A 22116-nucleotide genomic window follows, 5' to 3' on the forward strand; every position below is an offset into this window, starting at 1 on the left:
TAGCCGGAACTTTCGCAACAACGCCTTCTCCGACTTTCGAAAGAATCATCGCGCCCGTCTTTTCCGGGCGCCGATCGAGAAGTACACGAAACGTTTCGTTTTCTTATTGACACGGGTGTTATCGGCTGCTTAGTCTCGTCCTCGTTCCGAATCACCGGCGATTGGATGCTCTCGACATGACGACCCGACCTGGGGCACGCGACGCCTGCACGGCGACCCGTCCGCCCCTCCTCCCGACACCGGTCGGCACGGCATGGTGATGCCGCTGACCGGCGCGCCCGGGACCACCGTCCCCGGCTCGACCGTGCCCGGCGCCCCCGGCCCGGAGGCGCCCGTCCCCGGCGGCCCGGCGTCGATCCGTGGCCGCTCGAACGCCCGCGGCTTCCGCGCCGCCCGGCGCAGCTTCCGGCGGCACTGGCAGCTCTACCTGCTGATCCTGCCGCCGCTGCTCTACTTCATCGTCTTCAAGTACGTGCCGATGTCGAACGCGATCATCGCGTTCAAGGACTACAACGTCATCGACGGCGTCTGGGGCAGCCCGTGGGTGGGCTTCAAGCACTTCGAGCGGTTCTTCTCGAACCCGATCTTCTGGACGCTGCTGAAGAACACCTTCCTGCTTTCCGCCTACGTGGTGCTGGCCGGCTTCCCGTTCCCGATCCTGCTCGCGCTGGCCCTGAACGAGGTGCGGCTGCGCTTCTTCCAGCGGACCGTGCAGATGGTCACCTACGCGCCGTACTTCATCTCCACGGTCGTCGTGATCTCGATGACGATCCTGTTCCTCTCGCCCAAGCTCGGCCCGGTGAGCGACGTCACGTCGTTCTTCGGACTCGGGGCGATCGACTTCCTCGGCGACCCGGACTTCTTCCGGCACATCTACGTCTTCAGCGACGTCTGGCAGACGACCGGCTATTCCGCCGTCCTCTATCTCGCGGCCCTCTCCTCCATCGACACCTCGCTCTACGAGGCCGCCCGGATGGACGGCGCGAGCCGGCTGCAGAAGATCTGGCACGTCGACATCCCGGGCATCATGCCCACGGCGATCACCATCCTGATCCTCGGCGTCGGCAATGTGATGGCGATCGGATTCGAGAAGGCCTTCCTCCTGCAGAACTCCCTCAATCTCTCGCAGTCCGAGATCATCCCCACCTACGTCTACAAAGTGGGTCTGCTCAACGCCGACTTCAGTCAGGCCGCGGCCATCGGGCTCTTCAACGGAATGATCAATCTGGTCCTGCTCCTGGGCGTCAACGCGCTCGCGAAGCGGATCACGGGACAGGGGCTCTGGTGACCGCACTCGACACGCCATCGACCACCGCTCACGAGGACGGCGAGGCCGCCCGGCCGCCGCGTCGCCGGCAGCGCGCGACCCGGATCAAGGACCCGATGGTCGACCGCGTCTTCATGATCGCCGTCTACGTCCTGCTCACGACGTTCCTGCTCGCAGTCCTCCTGCCGCTGCTCTACATCCTGGCCAGCTCGTTCAGCTCGCCGCTGGCCGTCTCGTCCGGCCGGGTGAGCTTCTGGCCGATCGACTTCACCCTCGAGGGCTACGAGCGCGCCCTCGGCGACTCGACGATCGTCACCGGCTTCGCCAACTCGCTCTTCTACACGGCCGCCGGCACCTTCGTCAGCCTCGCGCTGACCGTCGCGATCGCCTATCCGCTCTCGCGGAAGGACTTCTGGGGCCGCGGCGGGATCACCCTCGGCGTCATCTTCACGATGCTCTTCGCCGGCGGCATCATCCCCACCTATCTGGTGGTGCAGCAGCTCGGCCTGCTCGACACCCGCTGGGCGCTGATCCTCCCCCAGGCCGTCGGCGTCTGGCAGGTGATCATCGCGGTCGTCTTCTTCCGCTCCTCCATCCCGGACGAGCTGTACGAGGCGGCGCAGCTGGACGGCGCGAGCGATCTGCGCTTCCTCTGGACGATCGTGCTCCCGCTCTCGAAGCCGCTGCTCGCGGTGGTCGCGCTGATGTACGCGATCTACCAGTGGAACTCCTACTTCGACGCCCTGCTCTATCTCCGCGATCCGAGCCTCTATCCGCTGCAGCTCGTGCTGCGGAACGTCCTGATCCTCAATCAGGCGACACCGGGCATGGACGCGGCCGCGCAGATCGAGCGCCAGCAGCTCGCGGATCTCCTCAAGTACTCGCTGATCGTCATCTCGACGGTCCCGGTGATGATCCTCTACCCCTTCGTCGCCCGGTACTTCAACAAGGGCATCATGCTCGGCGCCGTCAAGGGCTGAGCACCCCGAGCACGGCCCGCACAGGGCCGACTCCCCCGGTCGCGCGGAACTCCCCCGCGGCTCTCTCACCCATGGAAGGAAACACCTTGTTCTCTCGCACACAGCACGGCAGAGTCGCCGCGCGGAGGAAGCACCTCCTCCTCGGCGCCGTCCTCACCACCGCGATCATCGGGCTCACCGGCTGCACCGGCGAGAGCCCGGAGGCCGACCGCAAGGTCATCCGGATCTTCGGCGAGCAGGGCGCGCAGATCGACCTGAACACCAACTCGTTCACGAAGGTCCTCGAGGACAAGTTCGACGTCGACATCCAGTTCGAGACCACCTCGTACGGTGCGTCCGAGGCGGCCGAGGCGCGGCAGATCTCGCTCGCCGGCGGCGACCTGCCCGAGGCGTACATGCTCGTCCCGTGGGCCTCGCAGTTCAGCCGCGCCGAGCTCCAGCGCTACGGCGACCAGGGCCTGCTCGTGCAGCTCAACGACCTCATCGACGAGAACGGCCCGAACATCAAGGCGGCCCTCGACGCGGAGCCGGGCTTCAAGGAGCTCACCGAGACCCCGGACGGGAAGATCTGGGGCCTGCCGCAGTGGAACGACTGCTACCACTGCTCCTACCCGTACAAGTTCTGGATCAACACCGACTGGCTCGACACACTCGGGCTCGCCGCTCCCACCACGCCCGATGAGTTCTTCGCGGTGATGCAGGCCTTCAAGACCCAGGACCCGAACGGCAACGGCCAGGCCGACGAGATCCCGCTGACCGGCAGCACCCAGCAGTCGCTGGTGCCGTACATCATGAACGCCTTCATCTACAACGCGTTCAACACCGGCTCCGGCGCGAACGGGCAGCCCGTCTCGCTCGGGCTCGACGGCGACACCGTGCAGCTGCAGACCATGCAGGACGGCTGGCGCGACGGCCTGAAGTTCCTCCGCAAGCTGTGGGACGCCGGCCTGATCGACCCCGCCACCTTCTCGCAGGGCGGCGACCAGATGACCGCGACCGGCAACGCGGCGCAGGGCGTGCTCATCGGCGGCTTCACCGCCATCCACCCCGGCTTCGCCGTGACCATCGGACAGGAGGACGGGCGCGACACGCAGTACGACCTGCTCCCGCCGCTGACGGGCCCCGGCGGCCAGAACGCCACCTTCCTCCTCCCGAGCGTGCCCGGTGCGACCTTCGTCGTGACCAAGGCGGCCGACGAGGTGGAGCAGAAGGTCATCGTCGAGATGATGGACTACCTCTTCTCGCCCGAGGGCCACGTCCGCGGTGAGTTCGGCGAGGAGGGCATCGGCTGGCGCGCCCCCGAGGAGGGCGAGATCGCGCTCGACCAGAGCCTCGAGCCGTCCCTCGTCGACACCAAGATGGACGAGTCGAACGAGGCCGACTACAACGGCAACTGGGGCCCGATGGCCCAGGTCTTCGACACGGCCGAGTTCCGCGCCAGCCAGGTCCAGCCGCTCGACATCTACACCGAGGCGGGCTTCGAGCGCCGCCTGTTCGAGGCGACCGACCAGTACGCCGGCAAGGAGTCCGACGCGATGTTCCCCTACTGGAACATCTGGGTCCCCTCGGAGGACGCCAGCGAGCTCTCCACCCTCACCGCCAACGTCGAGAGCAGCGTCGCGACGGCGACCGCCGAGTTCGTCACCGGGGTCCGCGACCCCGCGAGCGACGCCGACTGGCAGTCCTACCTCGACGCCCTGACCAGCCTCGGTGCGGACCGCTACGCCGAGATCTGGCAGAGCGCCTACGACCAGTAGCGGCTCACCCGTCCCCTCCCCTCGCCCGCGGCCCGGGCGGCGGGAGGGGACTCCGCTGTCACCGCGCAGCACGCCGCACGCAGTACGCAGCACGCCGCGCCCGCCGCCCGGCACCTCACGCCTTCCGCACGACGCACCCCAAGGAGCCCCGCATGACCCTCGCCCAGGAGTGGAACGACCCCGACGTGTTCGAGTGGGGCACGGAGCCGGCGCACGCCGTGCTCACTCCCTTCGCCACGCTCGACGCCGCACTGGAGGGCGACCGTGCGAGCACGCCGCTCGCGCACAGCCTCGACGGCGACTGGCGCTTCCAATGGGCGCCGAACCCGGCCGCCCGCCTGGACGGCTTCGCGGCCGAGGACTGGGACGACTCGGCGTGGCCGACCGTCCCGGTCCCCGCCAGCTGGCAGCTGCACGGCTACGACTTCCCGATCGGCACCAATCTCGTGCTGCCGTGGACCGGCGCGAACGGGCGGCACGAGCAGCCGGACCCGCGCGGCGACTACCCGAACGCGCCGACCCTCTACAACCCGGTCGGCCAGTACCGCACCGCCTTCGAGCTGCCGGACGGCTGGGCCGAGCGCCGCACCTTCCTCCAGTTCGACGGCGTGGAGTCGGCATACTCGGTCTGGCTCAACGGGCAGCGCCTCGGCTACCGGGAGGACAGCTACACGACGGGCGAGTTCGAGGTCACGGAGCACGTGCGGGCCGGCTCGAACGTCCTCGCGGTCGAGGTGCACCGCTGGTGCACGGGCTCCTACCTCGAGAACCAGGACAACGTCCGCCTCTCCGGGATCTTCCGGAGCGTGCGGCTGCTCTCGCGCGCGGCGGCGATGATCCGCGACGTCACGGTGCGCACCCCGCTCGATGACACGTTCACCGCCGGGTCGGTCGAGGTCTCGGTCGCGGTCGACGCGCGCCCCGGAGCGTCCGCGGCCGGTCTCGAGCTCCGCGCACGGCTGTTCGACGGCACCGCGCCGGGTGCGGCGGAGGTCGGCGAGCAGAGCCGGACGGTCGCTCTCGACGCCGACGGCCGCGCGGCGAGCCTGGCGAGCATCCCCGTCTCATCCCCGCGACTCTGGTCCGCGGAGACGCCCGAGCTCTCCACGCTCGTCGTCGAGCTGAGCGACGCGACCGGCGCCGTCCTCGAGCGCGTCGCCGTGCGGGTCGGCTTCCGCCGCGTCGAGATCGTGGACGGCGTGCTGCTCGTGAACGGCCGGGTGGTCTCGCTCCGCGGCGTCAACCGGCACGAGTGGAGCCCGCGCACCGGCCGCACGCTGAGCCGCGACGACATGATCGCGGACATCCGGCTGATGAAGCAGAGCAACATCACGGCCGTCCGCACCTCGCACTACCCGAACGACCCGCGCTGGTACGACCTGGCCGACGAGTACGGGCTCTACCTCGTCGACGAGGCGAACAACGAGACGCACATCAACCGCATCGACGACGACGGGGCGCCCTTCCTGCCCGGCGACCGCCCGGAGCTGCGCGCTCCCCTGCTCCAGCGGATGCGCAGCATGGTCGAGCGGGACAAGAACCACCCCAGCGTGATCGCCTGGTCGATCGGCAACGAGTCCGGAGTCGGCGCGAACCTGCAGGCGATGTACGAGTGGGCGAAGGAGCACGACCCGACCCGCCCCGTCAGCTACCAGGACCCCGTCGGCTCCGGCACCTGGGTCGTCCCGGCCGGTCTCTCGGACTTCGACGGCGACTTCTACCCGCCGGTCGCGCAGTTCGCCGAGCGCTCGCGCCGGGATCCGCGGCCCTACCTGCTGGTCGAGTACGCCTTCAGCCAGGGCAACACCTCCGGCTACCTCGAGGAGTACTGGGCGGCCGCCCGCGAGGACCCGCGCGCGATGCCCGGCGGCTTCCTCTGGGACTGGGCCGACAAGGGCCTGTACTGGCCGCGCCCCGATCGGCCCGAGGAGGAGTTCCTCGCCTACGGCGGCGACTGGGGCGACGAGCCGAACCAGGAGAGCGCCCACATGAGCGGCCTCGTCCTCGCCGACCGCACGCCGACCCCGAAGCTGGCCGAGGCGGCGCTCGCCTACCAGCCGGTCTCCGTCACCGCGGTCGATCTGCGCGCCGGCGAGCTCCTCGTCGCCAACGAGCACCTGTTCACCGGACTCGACGGCTACGTCGTGCACTGGACCGTGTCGGCGGACGGCGAGCCGGTGCAGCAGGGCTCGCTGCCCGGCGCGGAGTGGGCCGTCGGCCCGCAGGAGGAGGGGAGGGTCACGCTGCCCTACCCGCTGCCGGAGCCGGCTGCGCAGGACGCGGCGCGCGAGTACCGCCTCGACGTGCAGCTGGCCCTCGCCGCTCCCACCGCCTGGGCGGAGGAAGGACACGTCGTCGCGCGCGCCCAGTTCGAGCTGCCCGTCGACGCCTCGCCCGCCCGCCGCCGGGCGCCGAGGGATCTGCCGCCGGTGACCGCGACCGAGGAGGGCACGGCGATCGTCGTGCGCGGGCCCGCGTTCTCCGCGACCGTCGACCGCTCCACCGGCCGCCTGACCTCGCTCCGCTACGGCGGTCGCGAGCGGCTCGCCGCGCCGCTGCTGCCGAACTTCTGGCGCACCCCGAACGACCCCGAGCTCTCGATCCCGGACATCCGGCTGGAGCGCCCGGAGCCGTCACTGCCCTGGCGCGGCGTCGGCGAGGAGTGGGCGATCGATCGGGTGGACGTCGAGGAGACGCCGGGCGCCGTCCGCATCACGGTCGACGGGTCGGTGACCACGGCGGTGCCGTTCCGGCCGAGCGGCCGGGTGACGACCTCTCCGCAGTCGATCGTCTACACGATCCACGGCACGGGCCAGGTCGACGTGCTCTCCACCTTCTCGCCGGTCGAGGGCACGCCGAACCCGCAGGTCGTCGGCACCACGTTCGGGCTCGCGCCGGAGCTCTCGACCCTGCACTGGCACGGCCGCGGCCTGCACGAGTCGTCCGCCGACCGCCGGGCGTCGGCGTTCTTCGGCCGCTGGAGCGGCGCCGTCGCCGAGCAGCCGACGCGCTACAGCCGGCCGCAGGACAGCGCGAACAAGGCCGACACCCGCTGGGCCGCCCTCGTCGACGGCGGCGGCGCGGGCGTGCTCGTCCTGGCCGGCGGCGGCACGTCAGGCGACGGCACGTCGGTCGAGAGCATGTTCTTCAACGCTCAGCCGAACAGCCCGGACGAGCTGGCCGACCGCCGGCACTGGCACGAGGTCCCTGCGTCGACGAGGACGGTCGTCCGGGTCGACGCCGCCCAGGAGGGCCTCCAGGGCGGCAACTGGGACGTGCAGACCCGCCCGGAGAAGTACAGCAACACTCCGGAGAAGGGCCCCTACCGCCAGCACTTCCGCCTCCTCCCCCTGCGCAGCGGCGAGGACCCGGCGTCGATCGCCGCCGCCGCCGTGCCCACCGAGTCCCCCGTGTCGCCGCCTGAGCGGGTGCCTGCCTGACCGCGGCGGGTCCCGATACGCCCTTCGGGCTCCTCGACCAGCATGTGCGGACTCACACCGACGTCCTGCGCGCTCGATTCATGCTGATCGAGTAGCCCGCGGAGCGGGCGTCTCGAGATCCACTGCCCTGCACGACGTGGGTCTCGATACGCGCTGCGCGCTACTCGACCAGCATGTGCAGACGCACGCCGGCGCACCGAACGCGCGGTTCAGGCAGCGCGTGCGGGCTCACACGGACGCGTCCTGCGGGCGATGCATGCTGACCGAGTAGCCCGCGCAGCGGGCGTATCGAGATCCACCGCTCTGCACGTCGTAGGTCTCGATACGCGCTGCGCGCTACTCGACCAGCATGTGCGGACGCACGCCGGCGCACCCTGTGCGGTTCCTGCAGCACGAGCAGGCTCACACCGACGTCCTGGGGGCGATGCATGCTGACCGAGTAGCCCGCGCAGCGGGCGTATCGAGATCCCCCCACCGTCAGAACGGCGCGGGAACATCGACGAAGTACGGCCGTGGGGGCGGGTCAGGCGGCCGCCCGGGCAGTGGGGGTGGCCGGTTGCTGATCCGGCGGCCGGTGGGGCTCGTCCACACGAGGGTCCCCTGGTCGTCGACTCTGTCGTAGCTCCACTGGTCCCCGTGCCGGACGTGGTGGTGCGAGGTGCAGAGCGAGACGAGGTTGTCGAGGGAGGTCTCGCCGCCGTTGCGCCACTCGAGGGTGTGGTCGGCCTCGCTGGTCGCGGCGGGCCGGGTGCAGCCGGCGAAGCGGCAGGTCTGGTCCCGCAGTTGCAGGTGCAGGCGCATCTGCGGCGGTGGGACACGGTGGGTGCGGCCCACGGAGACGACCGCGCCGGTCTCGGAGTCGGTGAGGACGCGGGTGAAGGAGGCTGCGGTGCGGATCAGCTCGCGGGCGATCGGCGCGGGGACCGGTCCGTAGCCGTCGAGATCCGCGGGCGCGTCGTCGAGACCGACCGCGGTCGAGGCGGCGAGGGTGAGGCGCACCTCGGCCCGCACTCCGGGGATGAAGGTCGGGTCGGGTCGGTGCTCGGGGTCCGGGGTGGTGCCGGCGATGTCGCCGTCGCAGAGCAGATCGACCGCGGCGTCCGCGCTGAGCTGCTGCAGGGTGCGGGGGTCGCCGTCATCGCGGAGGGTGCGCGCGATGCGGCGCAACCGGTCGTACGCGCCCGTCACCGCCGGCGCGGGAGCGTGGACGCAGAGCGTCGCCATGCCGTCGACATTCGGGGTGACCCAGACGGCACGCTCCTCCTTCGCGCGGGCGTGGCGCTCGGCGAGTGGCTGCTCGTGCAGCTCCTCCCGCCACCGGCTCAGGGCGCGGCGCAGCTGCGTGGTCGTCATGGTGACCGCGGCGTCGGTTGCGCGCTCATCAAGGGCCACGCGGGAGGCTTCAGGGAGACTGCTCGCCGTCCTGCAGATCGCCTCGCCGACCTCCCAGAGGATCCGGCCGTCGCGGAGCAGCGCACGGGTGAGCGGCAGGTGCTCCATCAGCATCTCCGCGGTCTCGAGCCGTCGGCAGACCTCCGGCTCGGACACGCCGAGCGTCACCGCGAGCTCGGCACGGATCGAGCGCTCGACGAGATCGCGGGTCTCGCTCCGGGACGTGCCGCGGGCGAACGCCTCCGGGACGGTGAGCGCGACGCGGTAGCCGCGGTGGATGCGTTCCGCGGCTCTCAGGCGCGTCGGGGACGCGGCGCGCTCGGCGGCCGCGGCGTCGGTGAAGCAGTCGCGCACCTCCGCGAGTGCTGCCGCATTCTCATCTTCTGACATACGCGTAGTGAAGCAGGGGCCTCCGACAGCTCGGACGGAACCACCGGCTGATCGGGGACAACACCGTCGGATCGCGAGTGTGGAGGAGACCCGCTCCCGGATCTCTCGGCGATGGTGGGTCTCGATACGCCGCCGGAGGCGGCTACTCGACCAGCATGACCGGCCGCCCCGCGGGCTGCTGGACCAGCGCGAACGGCTGCCCGGCGACTCCGACGACCGACTCCGCAGGATCGCGCTCCTCCTGCGCAGGATCACGACACCGCGGCGGCCGCGTCCGACCGAGAGTGGAACCGACCCGTTCTCCCCCAGGAAAGGACCACCATGTCGAGAGTCGTGATCGTCTCGGGCGCCTCGAGCGGCTTCGGGGCGATGACCGTCCGCGAGCTCGCCCTCGCCGGCCACCGCGTCTACGCGGGCATGCGGGCGATGGACGGCCGCAACGCCCCCGCCGCCGAGGACGCCCGCGCCTTCGCCCGCGAGCACGGCGTCGACCTCCGCCCGGTCGAGCTCGACGTCTCCGACCAGGCGTCGGTCGACGCCGCCGTCGCCCGGATCGCCGAGGAGAGCGAGCGGATCGACGTGGTGGTGCACAACGCGGGCCACATGGTCCTCGGGCCGACCGAGGCGTTCACCGTCGAGCAGCTCGCCGAGGTCTACGACGTCAACGTGCTCTCGACCCAGCGGCTCAACCACGCGGTGCTGCCGATCCTCCGCGCGCAGGAGGACGGCCTGCTCGTCTGGGTCGGCTCGTCCAGCTCCCGCGGCGGCACGCCCCCGTACCTCGGGCCGTACTTCGCGGCGAAGGCGGCGGAGGACGCGCTGGCCGTCGGCTGCGCGGTCGAGGTCGCGCGCTTCGGGATCGACACCGTCATCGTCGTCCCCGGCTCGTACACGACGGGCACCAACCACTTCGCGCACGCCGGCCGGGCCGCGCGCGCGGAGATCGCCGCCGCCTACGAGGACCGCTATCCGGGCCTGATGGACGACGTCTCGGCGCGCCTCGCAGAGCTCGCACCGGCCGACGCGGACCCGCGCGAGATCGCCGTCGAGATCGCCCGCGTCGTCGGGCTGCCCCGCGGCGAGCGCCCCTTCCGTGTCGTCATCGACCCGGCCGACGACGGCGCCGCCCGCGTCTTCGCGCTCGGCGACGCGGTCCGCCGCGAGTTCTACGAGCGGATGCGGATGCAGGACCTGCTGAGCCCCGCCGACACCGGCGTCCCCGCCACGACCGCAGCTCAGGGAGAGAACCGATGACCACCCAGGATCAGCCCCGCACCGCCCTCGTGACCGGAGGGTCCGGCGGTATCGGCCGCGCCGTGGTCGGGCGGCTCGCCCGCGACGGGCTCTCGGTGGCCGTGCACTACTCCGGCAACCGCGAGCGCGCCGAGGAGGTCGCGGTTGCCGCACGCAAGCACGGTGTCGAGGCCGTGGTCGTCGGCGGAGACGTCGCCGACGAGGCCGCGATGGCCGCGGCCTTCACCGAGGCGGAGGACGCGCTCGGCGGCCTGGACGTCGTGGTGAACACCGCCGGCATCATGATCCTCGGCCCCGCGGCGACCTTCGATCTCGCGGACCTCGACCGGATGCACCGCACCAACGTCCGCGGCTCGTTCGTCGTCGCGCAGCTCGCCGCGGCCCGCCTGCGACCGGGCGGGGCGATCATCACCTTCTCCACCAGCGTCACCCGCACCTCGTTCCCGAGCTACGGCCCCTACGTCGCGTCGAAGGCGGCCGTCGAGGCGCTCACGCTCGTCCTCGCCCGTGAGCTGCGCGGGAAGGACATCACCGTCAACGCCGTCGCGCCCGGCCCGACCGCCACCCCCCTCTTCCTCGACGGCAAGTCGGAGGAGGAGGTCGCCCGCCTCGCGGGCGCGGTGCCGCTCGAGCGCCTCGGGCAGCCCGAGGACATCGCCGAGACCGTCGCCTTCCTCGCCGGCCCCGGCCGCTGGATCAACGGCCAGGTCCTCTTCGTGAACGGCGGCCTCGCCTAGCTCGAGCAGGGACGCCGGGTCTCGACACACCGCTGCGCGGCTCCTCGACCAGCACGACGCCGACCCGCCCCCTCATGCTGCTCGACCAGCATCCGCAGAGCGCCCCCTCATGCTGATCGACCAGCATCCGCAGAGCGCCCCCTCATGCTGCTCGACCAGCATCCGCAGAGCGCCCCCTCATGCTGATCGACCAGCATCCGCAGAGCGCCCCCTCATGCTGCTCGACCAGCATCCGCAGAGCGCCCCCTCATGCTGCTCGACCAGCATCCGCAGAGCGCCCCCTCATGCTGATCGAGTAGCGCCCGCAGGGCGCGTATCGAGATCCACCGCACCCGCACCCGCCGCCGGCTCCGCCCCGTCGTACCGCGCCCGCGCCGCCTGCACCGCCGGCAGCTGCCGGTCGGTCCAGCGCAGCAGCGCGTCGACCAGCTCGTTCAGCGTGTCCCCGATCGGCGAGATGCGGTACTCGACCGCGATCGGCCGGGTCTCGAGGACGACGCGGCTGATCATCCCGTTGCGCTCGAGCCGGCGCAGCGTCGCGGTCAGCGACTTCTGCCCCACCGCCGGAACGGCCCGCCGCAGCTCGTTGAAGCGCAGCGGCCGCTCGCAGAGCTGATCGAGCACCTGCAGCGACCACTTGTCGAGCAGCTCGTCCAGCAGCTCCCGGTGCGGAGCGTCGACCTGCAGCAGCTCGGTCACGGTCGGGGCGGCAGCGGTCGGGGCGGCGGGCTCGGTGTCGTCCATGCCACCTAGTCTCGTTGAAGTGCCCTTCGTGCACCAGGTAGACAGAAGGAACCACCTACCCGAGAGAAGGACACCATGACCGTCAGCACCAGCTCCCCCGAGGGCATGCTCCAGCCCGTGAACTACGACCACGTCGCGGTCGCCACCGGCAGCCGTCACGTGCACGTCGCCGGTCAGATCGCGCGCGACGGCGCAGGGAACCGCCTCGCCCCCGACGACCTCGCCGGCCAGGTCGCCCAGGTCCTCCGCAGCACCGCCCGGGGGCTCGCCGGAGCCGGTGCCACCTTCGACGACGTCGTCCGGCTCCGCTTCTTCCTCACCCGCTCCACCCCGGAGATGTTCGCCGAGTGGGTCGCCGGGATCGAGCAGGTGCGCGAGGAGCTCGGCCTGCCGGACCCGCTCCCGCCGCTCTCCGCCATCGGCGTCGACTTCCTCTTCGAGCCCGACGTCCTGGTCGAGCTCGAGGCCTACGCCGTCCTCGACTGAACCGCGGCGCACTCGGGGGCATGCAGACCCGCCCCCTCCTTGCTGGTCGAGCAGCGCCGAAGGCGCGTATCGAGACCGACCCGCCCCCGCAATCGGACTCAGCACCGCGATCAGGGTCATCCCCGATGCCGCGCCGCCCACGACCTCCGAGAATCGACTCATGCCTTCTGCCCCGTCCCGCCCGCGCCTCGTGCGCGCCCTCCTCGTCGCCCTGGTCGGCGGCCTGCTCCTGGGCGGGCTCACCAGCCTCCTGCAGGGCTCGCTGCCCGGGCCGGTGAACTCCTTCGCCAACTCCTCGGGCGGCTGGTCGATGCTCGTCTTCGCGCTGGTGCGGCTCGGCGGCGCGCGGCCCGTGGCGGCGGCGGCGCTCGGCCTCCTGACCTTCTGGGCGCTCCTCGAGGGCTACGACCTGGTGACCGCCGCGCGCGGCTTCGGCTACTCCCCGCCCTTCACCGACGTGTTCTGGCTGCTGGCCGTGCCGGCCGGGCCGATCCTCGGCGCCGCCGCCGCCCTGACGCTGCACGGCTCGACGCCCTGGCGCGTGCTCGCGGTCGCCCCGCTGTCCGGCGTCCTGATCGGCGAGGGCGTCTGGGCCCTGCAGAACGTCGCCGACACCACCAGCCCGGTCTACTGGTGGCTCGAGATCGTCCTCGGCACGGCGTTCCTCGCTCTCGCGGTGATCCGGAGGCGACCGCGGTGGCCGATCGCCCTCGCGGCCGTCGCGGTCACGGCGGCGGCCGCGCTCGCCTTCGTCGTCGTCTACTCCGTCCTGTGAGCCGCCGCCGCCCCGGATCGCCCGCCCGATCCCTCCCCGTCCTCGCCGCCGGCCTCGCACTCGTGCTGTCCGGGTGCGCGGTATCGGGCACGCCCTCAACCTCGAGTCCGCCGACGGCGCTCCCGTCGATCTCCGCCGCATCGTCTCCGGAACCCGCCCCCGTCGACGTCTCCGCCGAGCTCGCCGCCCTCGAAGCCGAGTTCGACGCGCGGATCGGCGTCAGCGCCGTCGACACCGGCAGCGGCCGGCAGGTCCTGCATCGGCAGGACGAGCGCTTCGGCTACGCGTCGAGCATCAAGGCGCTGGCCGCCGCGGAGTTCCTGCGCAGCGTCCCCGTCGGCGAGCGCGACGAGGTCGTCACCTGGACCGCGGCCGACGTCGAGGCCGCCGGCTACTCCCCGATCACGAGCGAGAGCATCGACAGCGGGCTGCCGCTGGCGCAGCTGGCCGAGGCCGCGGTCCGCCGCAGCGACAACACGGCGCTGAACCTGGTGCTCGACCGCCTCGGCGGACCGGTCGCCCTCGACCGGGCCCTCGAGCAGCTCGGCGACACGACGACCGACGTGGTCGACGAGGAGCCCGCCCTCAACACGATCGCCCCGGGCAGCACCGCGAACACCACCACTCCGGCGGCGTTCACCGCCGATCTCACCGCCGTCGCACTCGGCGAGGCCCTTCCCAGCGCGGATCGCGCGCTGCTCCTGGACTGGATGAGCGGCAACGCGACCGGCGACGCGCTGATCCGCGCGGGCGCTCCCGAGGGCTTGACGGTCGCGGACAAGTCGGGCGGAGCGGGCGGCCTCCGCAACGACGTCGCCGTCGTCACGCCTCCCGGCCGCGACCCGATCGTGCTGTCCGTCCTGACCTCCCGCAACGACCCGGAGGCGGACTACGACGACGCCCTCGTCGCGCGGGCGGCGGCGGTCGTGCTGGGAGCTCTGGAGTAGCCGGACGAAGGTGAGCGGCTGTCTGCCGCTCCGACCCCCCTCGGGGTGGTGTGTCGCTCGTCAGGGAGTCCCTATCCTGACGAAGCTGGGAGGCTCCCTGAATCCTTCCACAGGCTCGGCACACGCTCCGGAGGTTCGCCCTCGGAGGTCCGCGAGCACGCGGTTCGCCCTCCCTCGGGAAGGTCGAGAAGCGCCTACCCGACCACCCGCTGCACGGCCGCTCCGGCGTCCGCGCCGCGGCGGCGTCACCGCGGCAGTGCCGCACCCCACAGCCCGGACCGCAGCGACGCGTCCTTCGGCACCGCTCCCCGGCGCGGCACCGATCCGCCGCCCGCTTCGAGGCTCCCTCGTCGACGCGCACCGGGCGACCTCCCGCACAGCACCAGTCCCCTCCCCGCACAGCACGAGTCGATCGGACGACACCACATGCCCCCGACCACCCGCTCCAGAACCGCTCTCCCCCTCCTCCGCCGCCCCAAGGACGCCCTGCGCGTCCTGGCGATCGCCGCCGCGGTGGCGATCGGCGTCACCGGAGTGTCGATCCCGGCCGCGTCGGCCGCGGAGGGCAGCGCCTCCCACGGGCCGGACGGCACGCACTACCCCTCGGCCACCCCCGACATCCGCTCCGGTGTCGCGGACTACACCGTCGTCGACGCCGCCGCGTCCGGCTCGGCGATCCGCAAGGCCCTCGACTCGCTCACCCGCACGCAGATCGCGGAGGGAGCCGTCGTCCGGGTCGCCCCCGGTCACATCTCCGACCTGTCCGCGCTCAACGGCTACCGCAACACCGGCAGCGAGAAGGTCCTGGTCACCGCCCGCGACGGCTTCCAGTCGGTCACCGGCGGCAACTGGGCGCTGCGCTCGGTCACCGGCATCACGCTCATGCGCTTCGACATCGACTCACTCGACGTGAAGGGCGCCACGAACGCCTCGTTCGCCTGGCTGCGGATCAACAAGAACTGGCTCGGCCTCGCCGCGTCGGCGGGCGTGCCGGTGCGCGACGTCGAGCTGATCGAGGTCGTGGTGCCGGACTCGACGGTCAAGAGCGCCGACTCCGCGCAGATCAAGGCGTTCTCGCCGGACGTGATGGGCGACGTCCTGGTCGAGGGCAGCTACCTGGCGCCCTCCTACTACGTCGACGCCGTCTACGGCGGGTCGAACCCGGCGCGACCGCACACGGACACCCTCCAGATCGAGGGCAGCGGCGTCACCGGCCAGATCACCCTCCGCGACACGGTCGTGTTCACCTCCAACAACAGCGCCGTCATCGTCGGCGGCGTCCGGAACGTGGCGTTCGAGGACTCGTTCATCGTCGGCGGCCCGCTCGCGATGAAGCGCTACCCGTTCCTGCGCGGCGGTGCCGGCTACGCCGGTGCGATCAACGGCGCGGGCAGCGTCAGCGCGATCCAGGGCACCGGAGGCGGCAACATCGACGCCTCCGACTCGATCCTCGCCGGCTCGCTCCAGCCGAAGTGGGACACCGTGACGAACACCGTCACGAACATCGCGGGCAAGACCGCCACCCGCGGCGGCTTCACGCTCGACAGCACGCTGAGCTCGATGAGCGTCGACGAGCTCGACTCGAGGACGCCCCGCCCGACCACGTCCCGCCTGGTCGGGATCTGGGACGACGTCGACACCTCGACGCCCACGCCGACGCCCACCCCGACCGTGACCCCGACGGCGACTCCCACGGCGACGCCGGAGCCGACCGCGACGCCGACGGCGACCCCGACGGCGACCCCCACCGCGACGCCCGAGCCGACCGCGACCCCCGAGCCGACGTCGACCCCGACGCCGACCAAGACCCCGGAGCTCCCCGCGGAGACGCCCGACGGTGAGGACGGCGGAAGCGGACCCGTCGCCGACACCACCGCCCCGAAGGTCGCGATCACCTCGCCGTCGGCCGGCGCCGTGATCAGCGGCTCGACCACCGCCACCGTCACCGCGACCGACGACACCGCCGTCACCGGCGTGGCGTTCTACCTCGGCAACCTCAAGGTCGGCGACGGCACGAAGACCGGCGGCAGCACCTGGTCGCTGACCACCAGCACCGCCGGGATGCGCGGCACCTTCCCGCTCACCGCCCGGGCGACGGATGCGGCGGGCAACGTCGCCGCGAGCGCTCCCGTGACGGTGACGCTGCGCTAGCTCCCCGCGCTCAGCCCTGAAGGGCCGGCCCCTCGGCGACGAGGCGCCGGCCCTTCGCCGTCCCCACCGATCGCGCAGGCCCACAGCAGCCCCCGCACGCTGGTCGAGCAGCCGCGCAGCGGCGTATCGAGACCCGCCGTCCCCACACCCTCACCGGCCGCGGCATAGTAGAGCCCGAATCAGCGTCAGCGCCAGTGCCCCACTGACGGGGCACGTCCCGTACATTGGCCGTGGAAGCACGCCACCCCTCCCCTTTTCCTGCCGCGCTGCCTCCACCTCCCCCGTCGACTCCGACGCGCCGCCGTCCCCGATCCTCCTCCGCGCACCACCCGCCCTGCTCTCCCCGCACCGACCGCCCGGACCGCACCGCCGCGGGACTCCGAGGCCCCTTCAGGAGCCCCGGACCGTTCAGCGCCTCGAGGCTCCTGCCGCGCCGTGCTCCGGGCACCCCTTCCCCCGCTGCCCGACCCGATCGGAAGACACCCCATGTCACGAGCCACTCCCCCCAGGTCGTCCCCCTCCCGTCCCCTCCGCCCCGCCGCGCGCCACGCGCGCCCCCGAGCGAGGACCGCCCTCGCCCGCATCCTCGCGATCACCGCCGCCGTCGGGATCGCCGTCGGCGCGACAGTGCTCCAGGACGCACCGGCCGCCTCGGCCGCCGTCTCCGCCACGACCTCCGGGCCCGACGGCACGCACTACCCCTCGGACACCCCCGACATCCGCTCTGGGCTCCCCCGCGGCACCACCGTCGTGGACGTCGCGGCCTCGGGCCCGGCGATCCGCACCGCGCTCGACCGGCTCACCGCGAACCAGATCGCGAACGGCGCCGTCGTCCGCGTCGCCCCCGGCCGCGTCGCCGATCTCTCGGCCCTCAACGGCTACACCAACAGCGGGGCATCCAAGGTCCTGATCACCGCGCGCGACGGCTTCCGCTCGGTGACCGGCGGCGACTGGGCGCTGCGCGGAGTCACGGGCATCACGCTGATGCGCTTCGACATCGACTCGCTCGACGTCAAGGGCGCGAAGCACGCCTCCTTCGCCTGGCTCCGCATCGCCGACAACTGGCTCGGTCTCGCCGCGTCGGCGGGCCTGCCCGTCCGGGACGTCGAGCTGATCGAGGTCGTCGAGCCCGACTCGACGGTCAAGAACGCCGACTCGGCGCAGATCAAGGCCTACGCTCCGGACCAGCTGAGCGACGTCCTGGTCGAGGGCGGCTACTTCGCGCCCTCCTACTACGTCGACGCGAGGTACGGCGGCAACCGCGAGCCGCGCCCGCACACCGACACCCTGCAGATCGAGGGCTCCGGGATCACCGGCCAGGTCACGCTCCGCGACACCGTCGTCTTCGCCTCCAACAACAGCGCCGTGATCATCGGCGGCGTCCGGAACGTCGCCTTCGACGAGACCTTCGTCGTCGGCGGCAGCACGGCCGCGCAGCGCTACCCGTTCCTGCGGGGCGGTGCCGGCTCCGCGGGAGCGCAGAACGGCCCCGGCAGCCTCAGCGCGATCCAGGGCTCGGGCGGCGGCAACGTCGACGCGTCCGGTTCGACCTTCATCGGCTCGCTGCAGCCCTCCTGGGACGCGGTGACGAGCACGCGGACGAACCTGCCCGGCAAGACGGCGCGGTCGGGCGGCTTCACGGTCGACCAGAGCCTCGGCTCGCTGACCGCCGCCGACCTCGACGCCCGCAGCCCCCGACCGACCACGGCCTACCTCACCGGGATCTGGGACGCCGTCGACCTCCGCGGCGGCGGCAGCACCCCGGCGGCGACCGCGACTCCGAGCGCCGCGCCGACGTCGACGCCCACGACCGCCCCGGCGACCCCCGCTCCGGCACCGACGGCGAGCCCGTCCGCGCCCGACGAGCCCGAGTCGCCCGCGGAGCCCGAGCCCCCCGTGGAGGACACCACCGCCCCCGAGGTCGAGATCACCGCGCCGGAGCCCGGTGACGTGCTCGGCGGACCGGCGACCGCCACCGTCACGGCGACCGACGACGTCGCCGTGACCGGAGTCGTGTTCCTCGTCGAGGGCGTCGAGATCGGCGACGGCGTCCCGACCGGCGAGGACACCTGGTCGCTCGCCTCCGACACCGCGGGCGTGCAGGGCACGTTCGCGCTCACCGCCCGGGCGACGGATGCGGCGGGCAACGTGACCGAGAGCGCTCCGGTCACCGTGACGTTGCAGTAGCGTCCGCGCACCGACGAGGGGCTGCCGTGCTGACCGCACGGCGGCCCTTCGCCCGGCGCCCGGGCGACGCGACAGCCCGCGCCACTCGCGCCTCCTGCACTGCACGACGGGGAGAAGGATGTGACACTTCCTCAGGTCACCCGCTTGCTCCGCCGAGCCCCCTACAGGAGTCGCAGATGCACACACGCCCACCGCAATCCCACGGACAGCGCCGACCGAGCAGCAGGCCGCTCGACGTCGCGGCGTCCCTCGTCCTCACTGTCGGACTGCTCGGCGCAGCCGCGCCCGTCGCCCAGGCCGAGACGACGCCGTCGACCGCGGCAGCCGCCACGCCGGCCGCCGGAAGCACCGCGTCACCGACCGGCACCCCGTCGCCCGCCCCGCTGGTGAACGGGGGGCTGACGACGTCGATCACGGCGACTTTCGGCAGCGCGCCCGACAAGATCCTGAACATCTACTCGAGGGTCCACTACGTCCTCACCGCCACGAACATCACCGACGCACCGCTCAACGTGGAACTCACCGACTCACCGGGCTTCGGGAACACCGTTCTTCTCGCTCCGGGTCAGTCGAAGGTCTTCTACGAGAGCGTGTTCCTCGGCGGTGACTCACTGCGCAAGGGCGTCTGGTCGGACCCGATCGAGCTCAAGACATGGACCACCTCGTACAACGAGACGACAACGGTGACGGTCGTTCCCGACATCCCCCTTCCGAGCGCGCAGGTGGAGAAGCGTGTCCCGTGGTTCTGGGAGCCGTCCGCGCTGAAGCCTGAGCCGAGCCCCAGTGCACCGAGCACCAGCGAGCCGATCCCGGAACCCGTCCCGGCGCCGACGGTCGCCACCCAGGAGATGACGGTGACCGTCACGGGGAGGTTCCTGACGAAGCCGGGCGAGCTCGTGAAGGAGGGCACTCGCGTCGAGTTCTCGCAGGACGTGAAGAACACGGGAGCGGTCGACATCACGAACGTCCTCGGGCACGACAAGCTCGCGGTCGGCGAGTCGTTCCACCTGACCACGACCGAGGCCGTCGTCACCGCGCAGAACATCAAGGACGGGTTCGTGACGCCGGACTCGGAGTCCTCGAACGAGATCCTTCCGGGCGGAACCCGGGTCATCGTGACGGCGCCGAAGCTGCCCATCCCCGACAAGGCTCCGGTGTCCACGGAGGCGCCGGACCTTGACGTGAAGGTCTCCGGCACGTTCCAGGTGAAGGAGGGTGAGCCCGTCGTCGCGGGCACGAAGGTGAAGTGGGTCGCCGCGCTCACGAACACCGGGGACACCGCTCTCCGCGACGTCAAGGTCGCCGACAGCGAGAAGATCGCCGAGCTGCCGGTCGGGAAGACCGGCGAGGTCACCTTCGAGAGCACCGTCAGCGAGCGGGACGCGGTCGATCACTCGGTCTCCGTCGCCGCTGCGGCGACGGCGACCACGAGGGACGGCTACGACTACTCGAAGCAGACCCTCGGCACCCTCGCGATCCCCGCGACGACTCCTGACCCGGCCGGACCCGACGCTCAGCCCTCCGCGACGCCGTCCAGCGCAGCGGCAGCCCGGTCGGTGACCGAGGTCGCCACCTCGTCCAGCCGCGGTGAGGTCGGCACGTCTTCGGCCGTGGGGACGACTCGGTCCACGGCAGGCCACCTCGCGTCCACCGGTTCCGACGCCGCCGCTATGCTGCCCGCTGCCGGTGTCCTCGCCCTGCTCGGTGCCGTCGGCGTCTTCCTGGGCCGCCGCCGCAGGAGCCGCACCGCCACCGAGTGACGATGCGCCGAGCCGGCGGGTGGCCTCTGTCGTCCGCCGCCTCGGCCCCGCGCTCCTCGAAGGGCCGCTGTGCAGTTCGCACCGCGGCCCTTCCGCGCGCCCGGCGACGGACGCGTGGCGCCAACCACAGTGCGAAGCCTCTGGGAACCCTAGAAATCTGTGAAGCTTCCTCGGGTCATCCACCTTGCTCCGCCGAGCCCCTACAGGAGTCGCAGATGCACACACCCTCACCTCAACCCCGCGGCGCGCGCCGATCGAGCAGCAGACCGCTCGATGTCGCAGCGTCTCTCGTTCTCACCGTCGGCCTGCTCGGCTGCGGAGCGCCTGTCGCCCAGGCCGCGGAAGCGGCGAGTGCGCCTCTCGCCAAGACGGCTGCCAACGACAGCACTCCAGCCTCTGCGGCGATGCCGCAGTCCTCACCGACGGCAGGCGCTCCTGCCTCGCAGGTCGCTGACGAGCATCCTTCGCTGAAGAGCTCGGTCACCGCGAACTTCACAGAATGGCCGCCTTTCACGGACGGCCGGCGGGTCTTCGAGGTGAAATACACGATTCATCTCACGAACACCGGAGACGTCCCGTTGACCGTGCCCCGCAGGGGCCTCCCCTTCCTGGTGAGCCCCACCACGATCGCCGTCGGTGAGACCAAGGATTTCGCATCCGGTGACACCGTCGTCGAGGACGAATTTGTCGGCGGTTCATGGCGGTTCGTCGGTACGGTCACCGCATACACGCCCAAGGGAGTCCGGGTCGACAGCGACATCGACACCCTGGTACCTGTTCCCGGGTACGTGCCTCCGCAGCCGAGCCCGGCCCCCTCGCAGCCGGCCACGCCGACGCCTGCCCCGAGCACCAGCGCGCCGGCCCCCGGCCCCACCGCAGCGCCCACCGCTGCGGCCCCGGCGGTGACGGTGACCATCACGGGGAAGTTCCTGACGGAGCCGGGTGAGCTGGTGAAGGAGGGCACCCGGGTCCAGTTCACCTACGACGTGAAGAACACCGGCGGAGTGGATCTGAAGGACGTGCTCGGGCGGAAGAAGCTCGCGGTCGGCGAGTCGTTCCTGCTCACGACGACCGAGGCCGTCGTCAGCGCGCAGAACCTCAAGGACGGGTTTGTTTCGGCCGAGTCGAAGCTGGTCAGGGGCACCCTTCCGAACGGGTCGCGCGTCACGGTCTCCGAGCCGTTCGTGTACAAGCTGCCGATCCCCGAGAAGCCTCCGATCCCGGTCGAGGCGCCGGATCTGGACGTGAAGGTCTCCGGCACGTTCCAGGTGAAGGAGGGTGAGCCGGTCGTCGCCGGGACGAAGGTGAAGTGGGTCGCCGCGGTCACGAACACCGGCAACGTCACTCTGCGCGACGTCCAGGTCGCGGACAGCGAGAAGCTCGCCGAGCTCCCCGTCGGGGAGACCGGCGTGGTCGACTTCGAGAGCACCGTGACCGAGCGAGACGTCTTCAACCACTCCATCTGGGTCGCGTCGATCGCCACCGCGACCACACCCACGGGAGTCACCTACACGAAGAACACCCTCGGCACGCTCGAGATCCCGGCGGTCGTACCCGTCCCGACTCCGACGCCCACGCCGACCCCGACGCCGAGTCCGGCCGCGTCGACTCGGCCGGCCGCTGAGGTCACGGTGCCCACAGCGTCTTCGGGAGCTGCGAGCACGGCCTCGAAGCGATCGGCGGCAGGTCAGCTCGCCTCGACGGGCTCCGACGCAGCGGCCGTGCTGCCCGCGGCCGGCGTCCTCGCCCTGCTCGGCGCCATCGGCGTCTTCCTGGGCCGCCGCCGGCGGAACCGCGCCACCACCGAGTGATCGCCGTGGGGGGGGGGGGGGGGGGGGGGGGGGGGGGG

15 protein-coding genes are annotated in these 22116 nt (G+C 71.7%); 13 read left to right on the plus strand and 2 right to left on the minus strand.

The features are described 5' to 3' along the window. Nucleotides 1-253 precede the first annotated feature (253 nt). The 4 genes from MT350_RS06205 (at nt 254) to MT350_RS06220 (ending at nt 7444) form a co-directional block, all read left to right on the plus strand. A complete protein-coding gene (locus MT350_RS06205; protein WP_243600210.1) occupies nt 254-1288 on the plus strand; it encodes a sugar ABC transporter permease in 1035 nt (344 codons plus the stop codon). Continuing rightward, on the plus strand, nt 1285-2247 hold the full coding sequence (locus MT350_RS06210; protein ID WP_243586899.1) for a carbohydrate ABC transporter permease: 963 nt from the start codon (nt 1285-1287) through the stop codon (nt 2245-2247). Before MT350_RS06205 ends, MT350_RS06210 begins: the two co-directional genes overlap by 4 nt. An 86-nt stretch (nt 2248-2333) precedes the next feature. Further along, the gene (locus MT350_RS06215; RefSeq protein WP_243600212.1) at nt 2334-4004 is read left to right on the plus strand and encodes an extracellular solute-binding protein; all 1671 of its coding nucleotides are present in this window, start codon (nt 2334-2336) and stop codon (nt 4002-4004) included. Nucleotides 4005-4156: 152 nt separating this feature from the next. Continuing rightward, a complete protein-coding gene (locus MT350_RS06220) occupies nt 4157-7444 on the plus strand; it encodes a glycoside hydrolase family 2 TIM barrel-domain containing protein (protein WP_243600213.1) in 3288 nt (1095 codons plus the stop codon). Between the two features lie 477 nt (nt 7445-7921). Here the strand turns inward: MT350_RS06220 and MT350_RS06225 are convergent, their stop codons facing one another. Beyond that, nucleotides 7922-9226 carry an HNH endonuclease signature motif containing protein gene (locus MT350_RS06225; RefSeq protein WP_243600214.1) on the minus strand — a complete coding sequence of 435 codons (1305 nt, stop codon included), beginning with the start codon at nt 9224-9226 and terminating at the stop codon, nt 7922-7924. 321 nt (nt 9227-9547) lie between these two features. Between MT350_RS06225 and MT350_RS06230 the strand changes: the two genes are divergently transcribed. Both MT350_RS06230 and MT350_RS06235 read left to right on the plus strand, forming a co-directional pair. Continuing rightward, nucleotides 9548-10480 (plus strand): SDR family NAD(P)-dependent oxidoreductase, encoded by a 933-nt coding sequence (locus MT350_RS06230; RefSeq protein ID WP_243600215.1) that lies wholly within the window; start codon nt 9548-9550, stop codon nt 10478-10480. Further along, nucleotides 10477-11217: an SDR family oxidoreductase gene (locus MT350_RS06235; RefSeq protein WP_243600216.1), complete on the plus strand. Its 741-nt coding sequence runs from the start codon at nt 10477-10479 to the stop codon at nt 11215-11217. The genes MT350_RS06230 and MT350_RS06235 overlap by 4 nt, the downstream gene beginning before the upstream one ends. Nucleotides 11218-11499: 282 nt before the next feature. Here MT350_RS06235 and MT350_RS06240 read toward each other — a convergent pair whose 3' ends face one another. Further along, nucleotides 11500-11961 carry a helix-turn-helix domain-containing protein gene (locus MT350_RS06240; RefSeq protein WP_243600217.1) on the minus strand — a complete coding sequence of 154 codons (462 nt, stop codon included), beginning with the start codon at nt 11959-11961 and terminating at the stop codon, nt 11500-11502. 75 nt (nt 11962-12036) lie between these two features. Here MT350_RS06240 and MT350_RS06245 point away from each other — a divergent pair, with 75 nt between their 5' ends. The 7 genes from MT350_RS06245 (at nt 12037) to MT350_RS20400 (ending at nt 22078) form a co-directional block, all read left to right on the plus strand. Continuing rightward, nucleotides 12037-12447, plus strand: coding sequence for a Rid family hydrolase (locus tag MT350_RS06245; RefSeq protein ID WP_243600218.1), 411 nt, complete (start codon nt 12037-12039; stop codon nt 12445-12447). Nucleotides 12448-12607: 160 nt separating this feature from the next. Further along, nucleotides 12608-13222 (plus strand): DUF6518 family protein, encoded by a 615-nt coding sequence (locus tag MT350_RS06250; RefSeq protein WP_243600219.1) that lies wholly within the window; start codon nt 12608-12610, stop codon nt 13220-13222. After that, entirely contained in the window at nt 13219-14169 is a 951-nt protein-coding gene (bla, locus tag MT350_RS06255; protein WP_243600220.1) for a class A beta-lactamase, read from the plus strand. The genes MT350_RS06250 and bla overlap by 4 nt, the downstream gene beginning before the upstream one ends. A 426-nt stretch (nt 14170-14595) precedes the next feature. Beyond that, nucleotides 14596-16320, plus strand: a complete 1725-nt coding sequence (locus tag MT350_RS06260) for an Ig-like domain-containing protein (RefSeq protein WP_243615540.1) — start codon at nt 14596-14598, stop codon at nt 16318-16320. A gap of 486 nt (nt 16321-16806) precedes the next feature. Beyond that, nucleotides 16807-18507, plus strand: a complete 1701-nt coding sequence (locus MT350_RS06270; protein ID WP_279392418.1) for an Ig-like domain-containing protein — start codon at nt 16807-16809, stop codon at nt 18505-18507. A 176-nt stretch (nt 18508-18683) separates the two neighbouring features. Then, entirely contained in the window at nt 18684-20267 is a 1584-nt protein-coding gene (locus MT350_RS06275; RefSeq protein ID WP_243615541.1) for an LPXTG cell wall anchor domain-containing protein, read from the plus strand. A 908-nt stretch (nt 20268-21175) separates the two neighbouring features. Beyond that, a complete protein-coding gene (locus tag MT350_RS20400) occupies nt 21176-22078 on the plus strand; it encodes an LPXTG cell wall anchor domain-containing protein (RefSeq protein WP_243615542.1) in 903 nt (300 codons plus the stop codon). Nucleotides 22079-22116 lie beyond the last annotated feature (38 nt).

Origin of the sequence: Rathayibacter sp. VKM Ac-2928 (assembly GCF_022815545.1) — a bacterium.
Taxonomy (GTDB): domain Bacteria; phylum Actinomycetota; class Actinomycetes; order Actinomycetales; family Microbacteriaceae; genus Rathayibacter; species Rathayibacter festucae.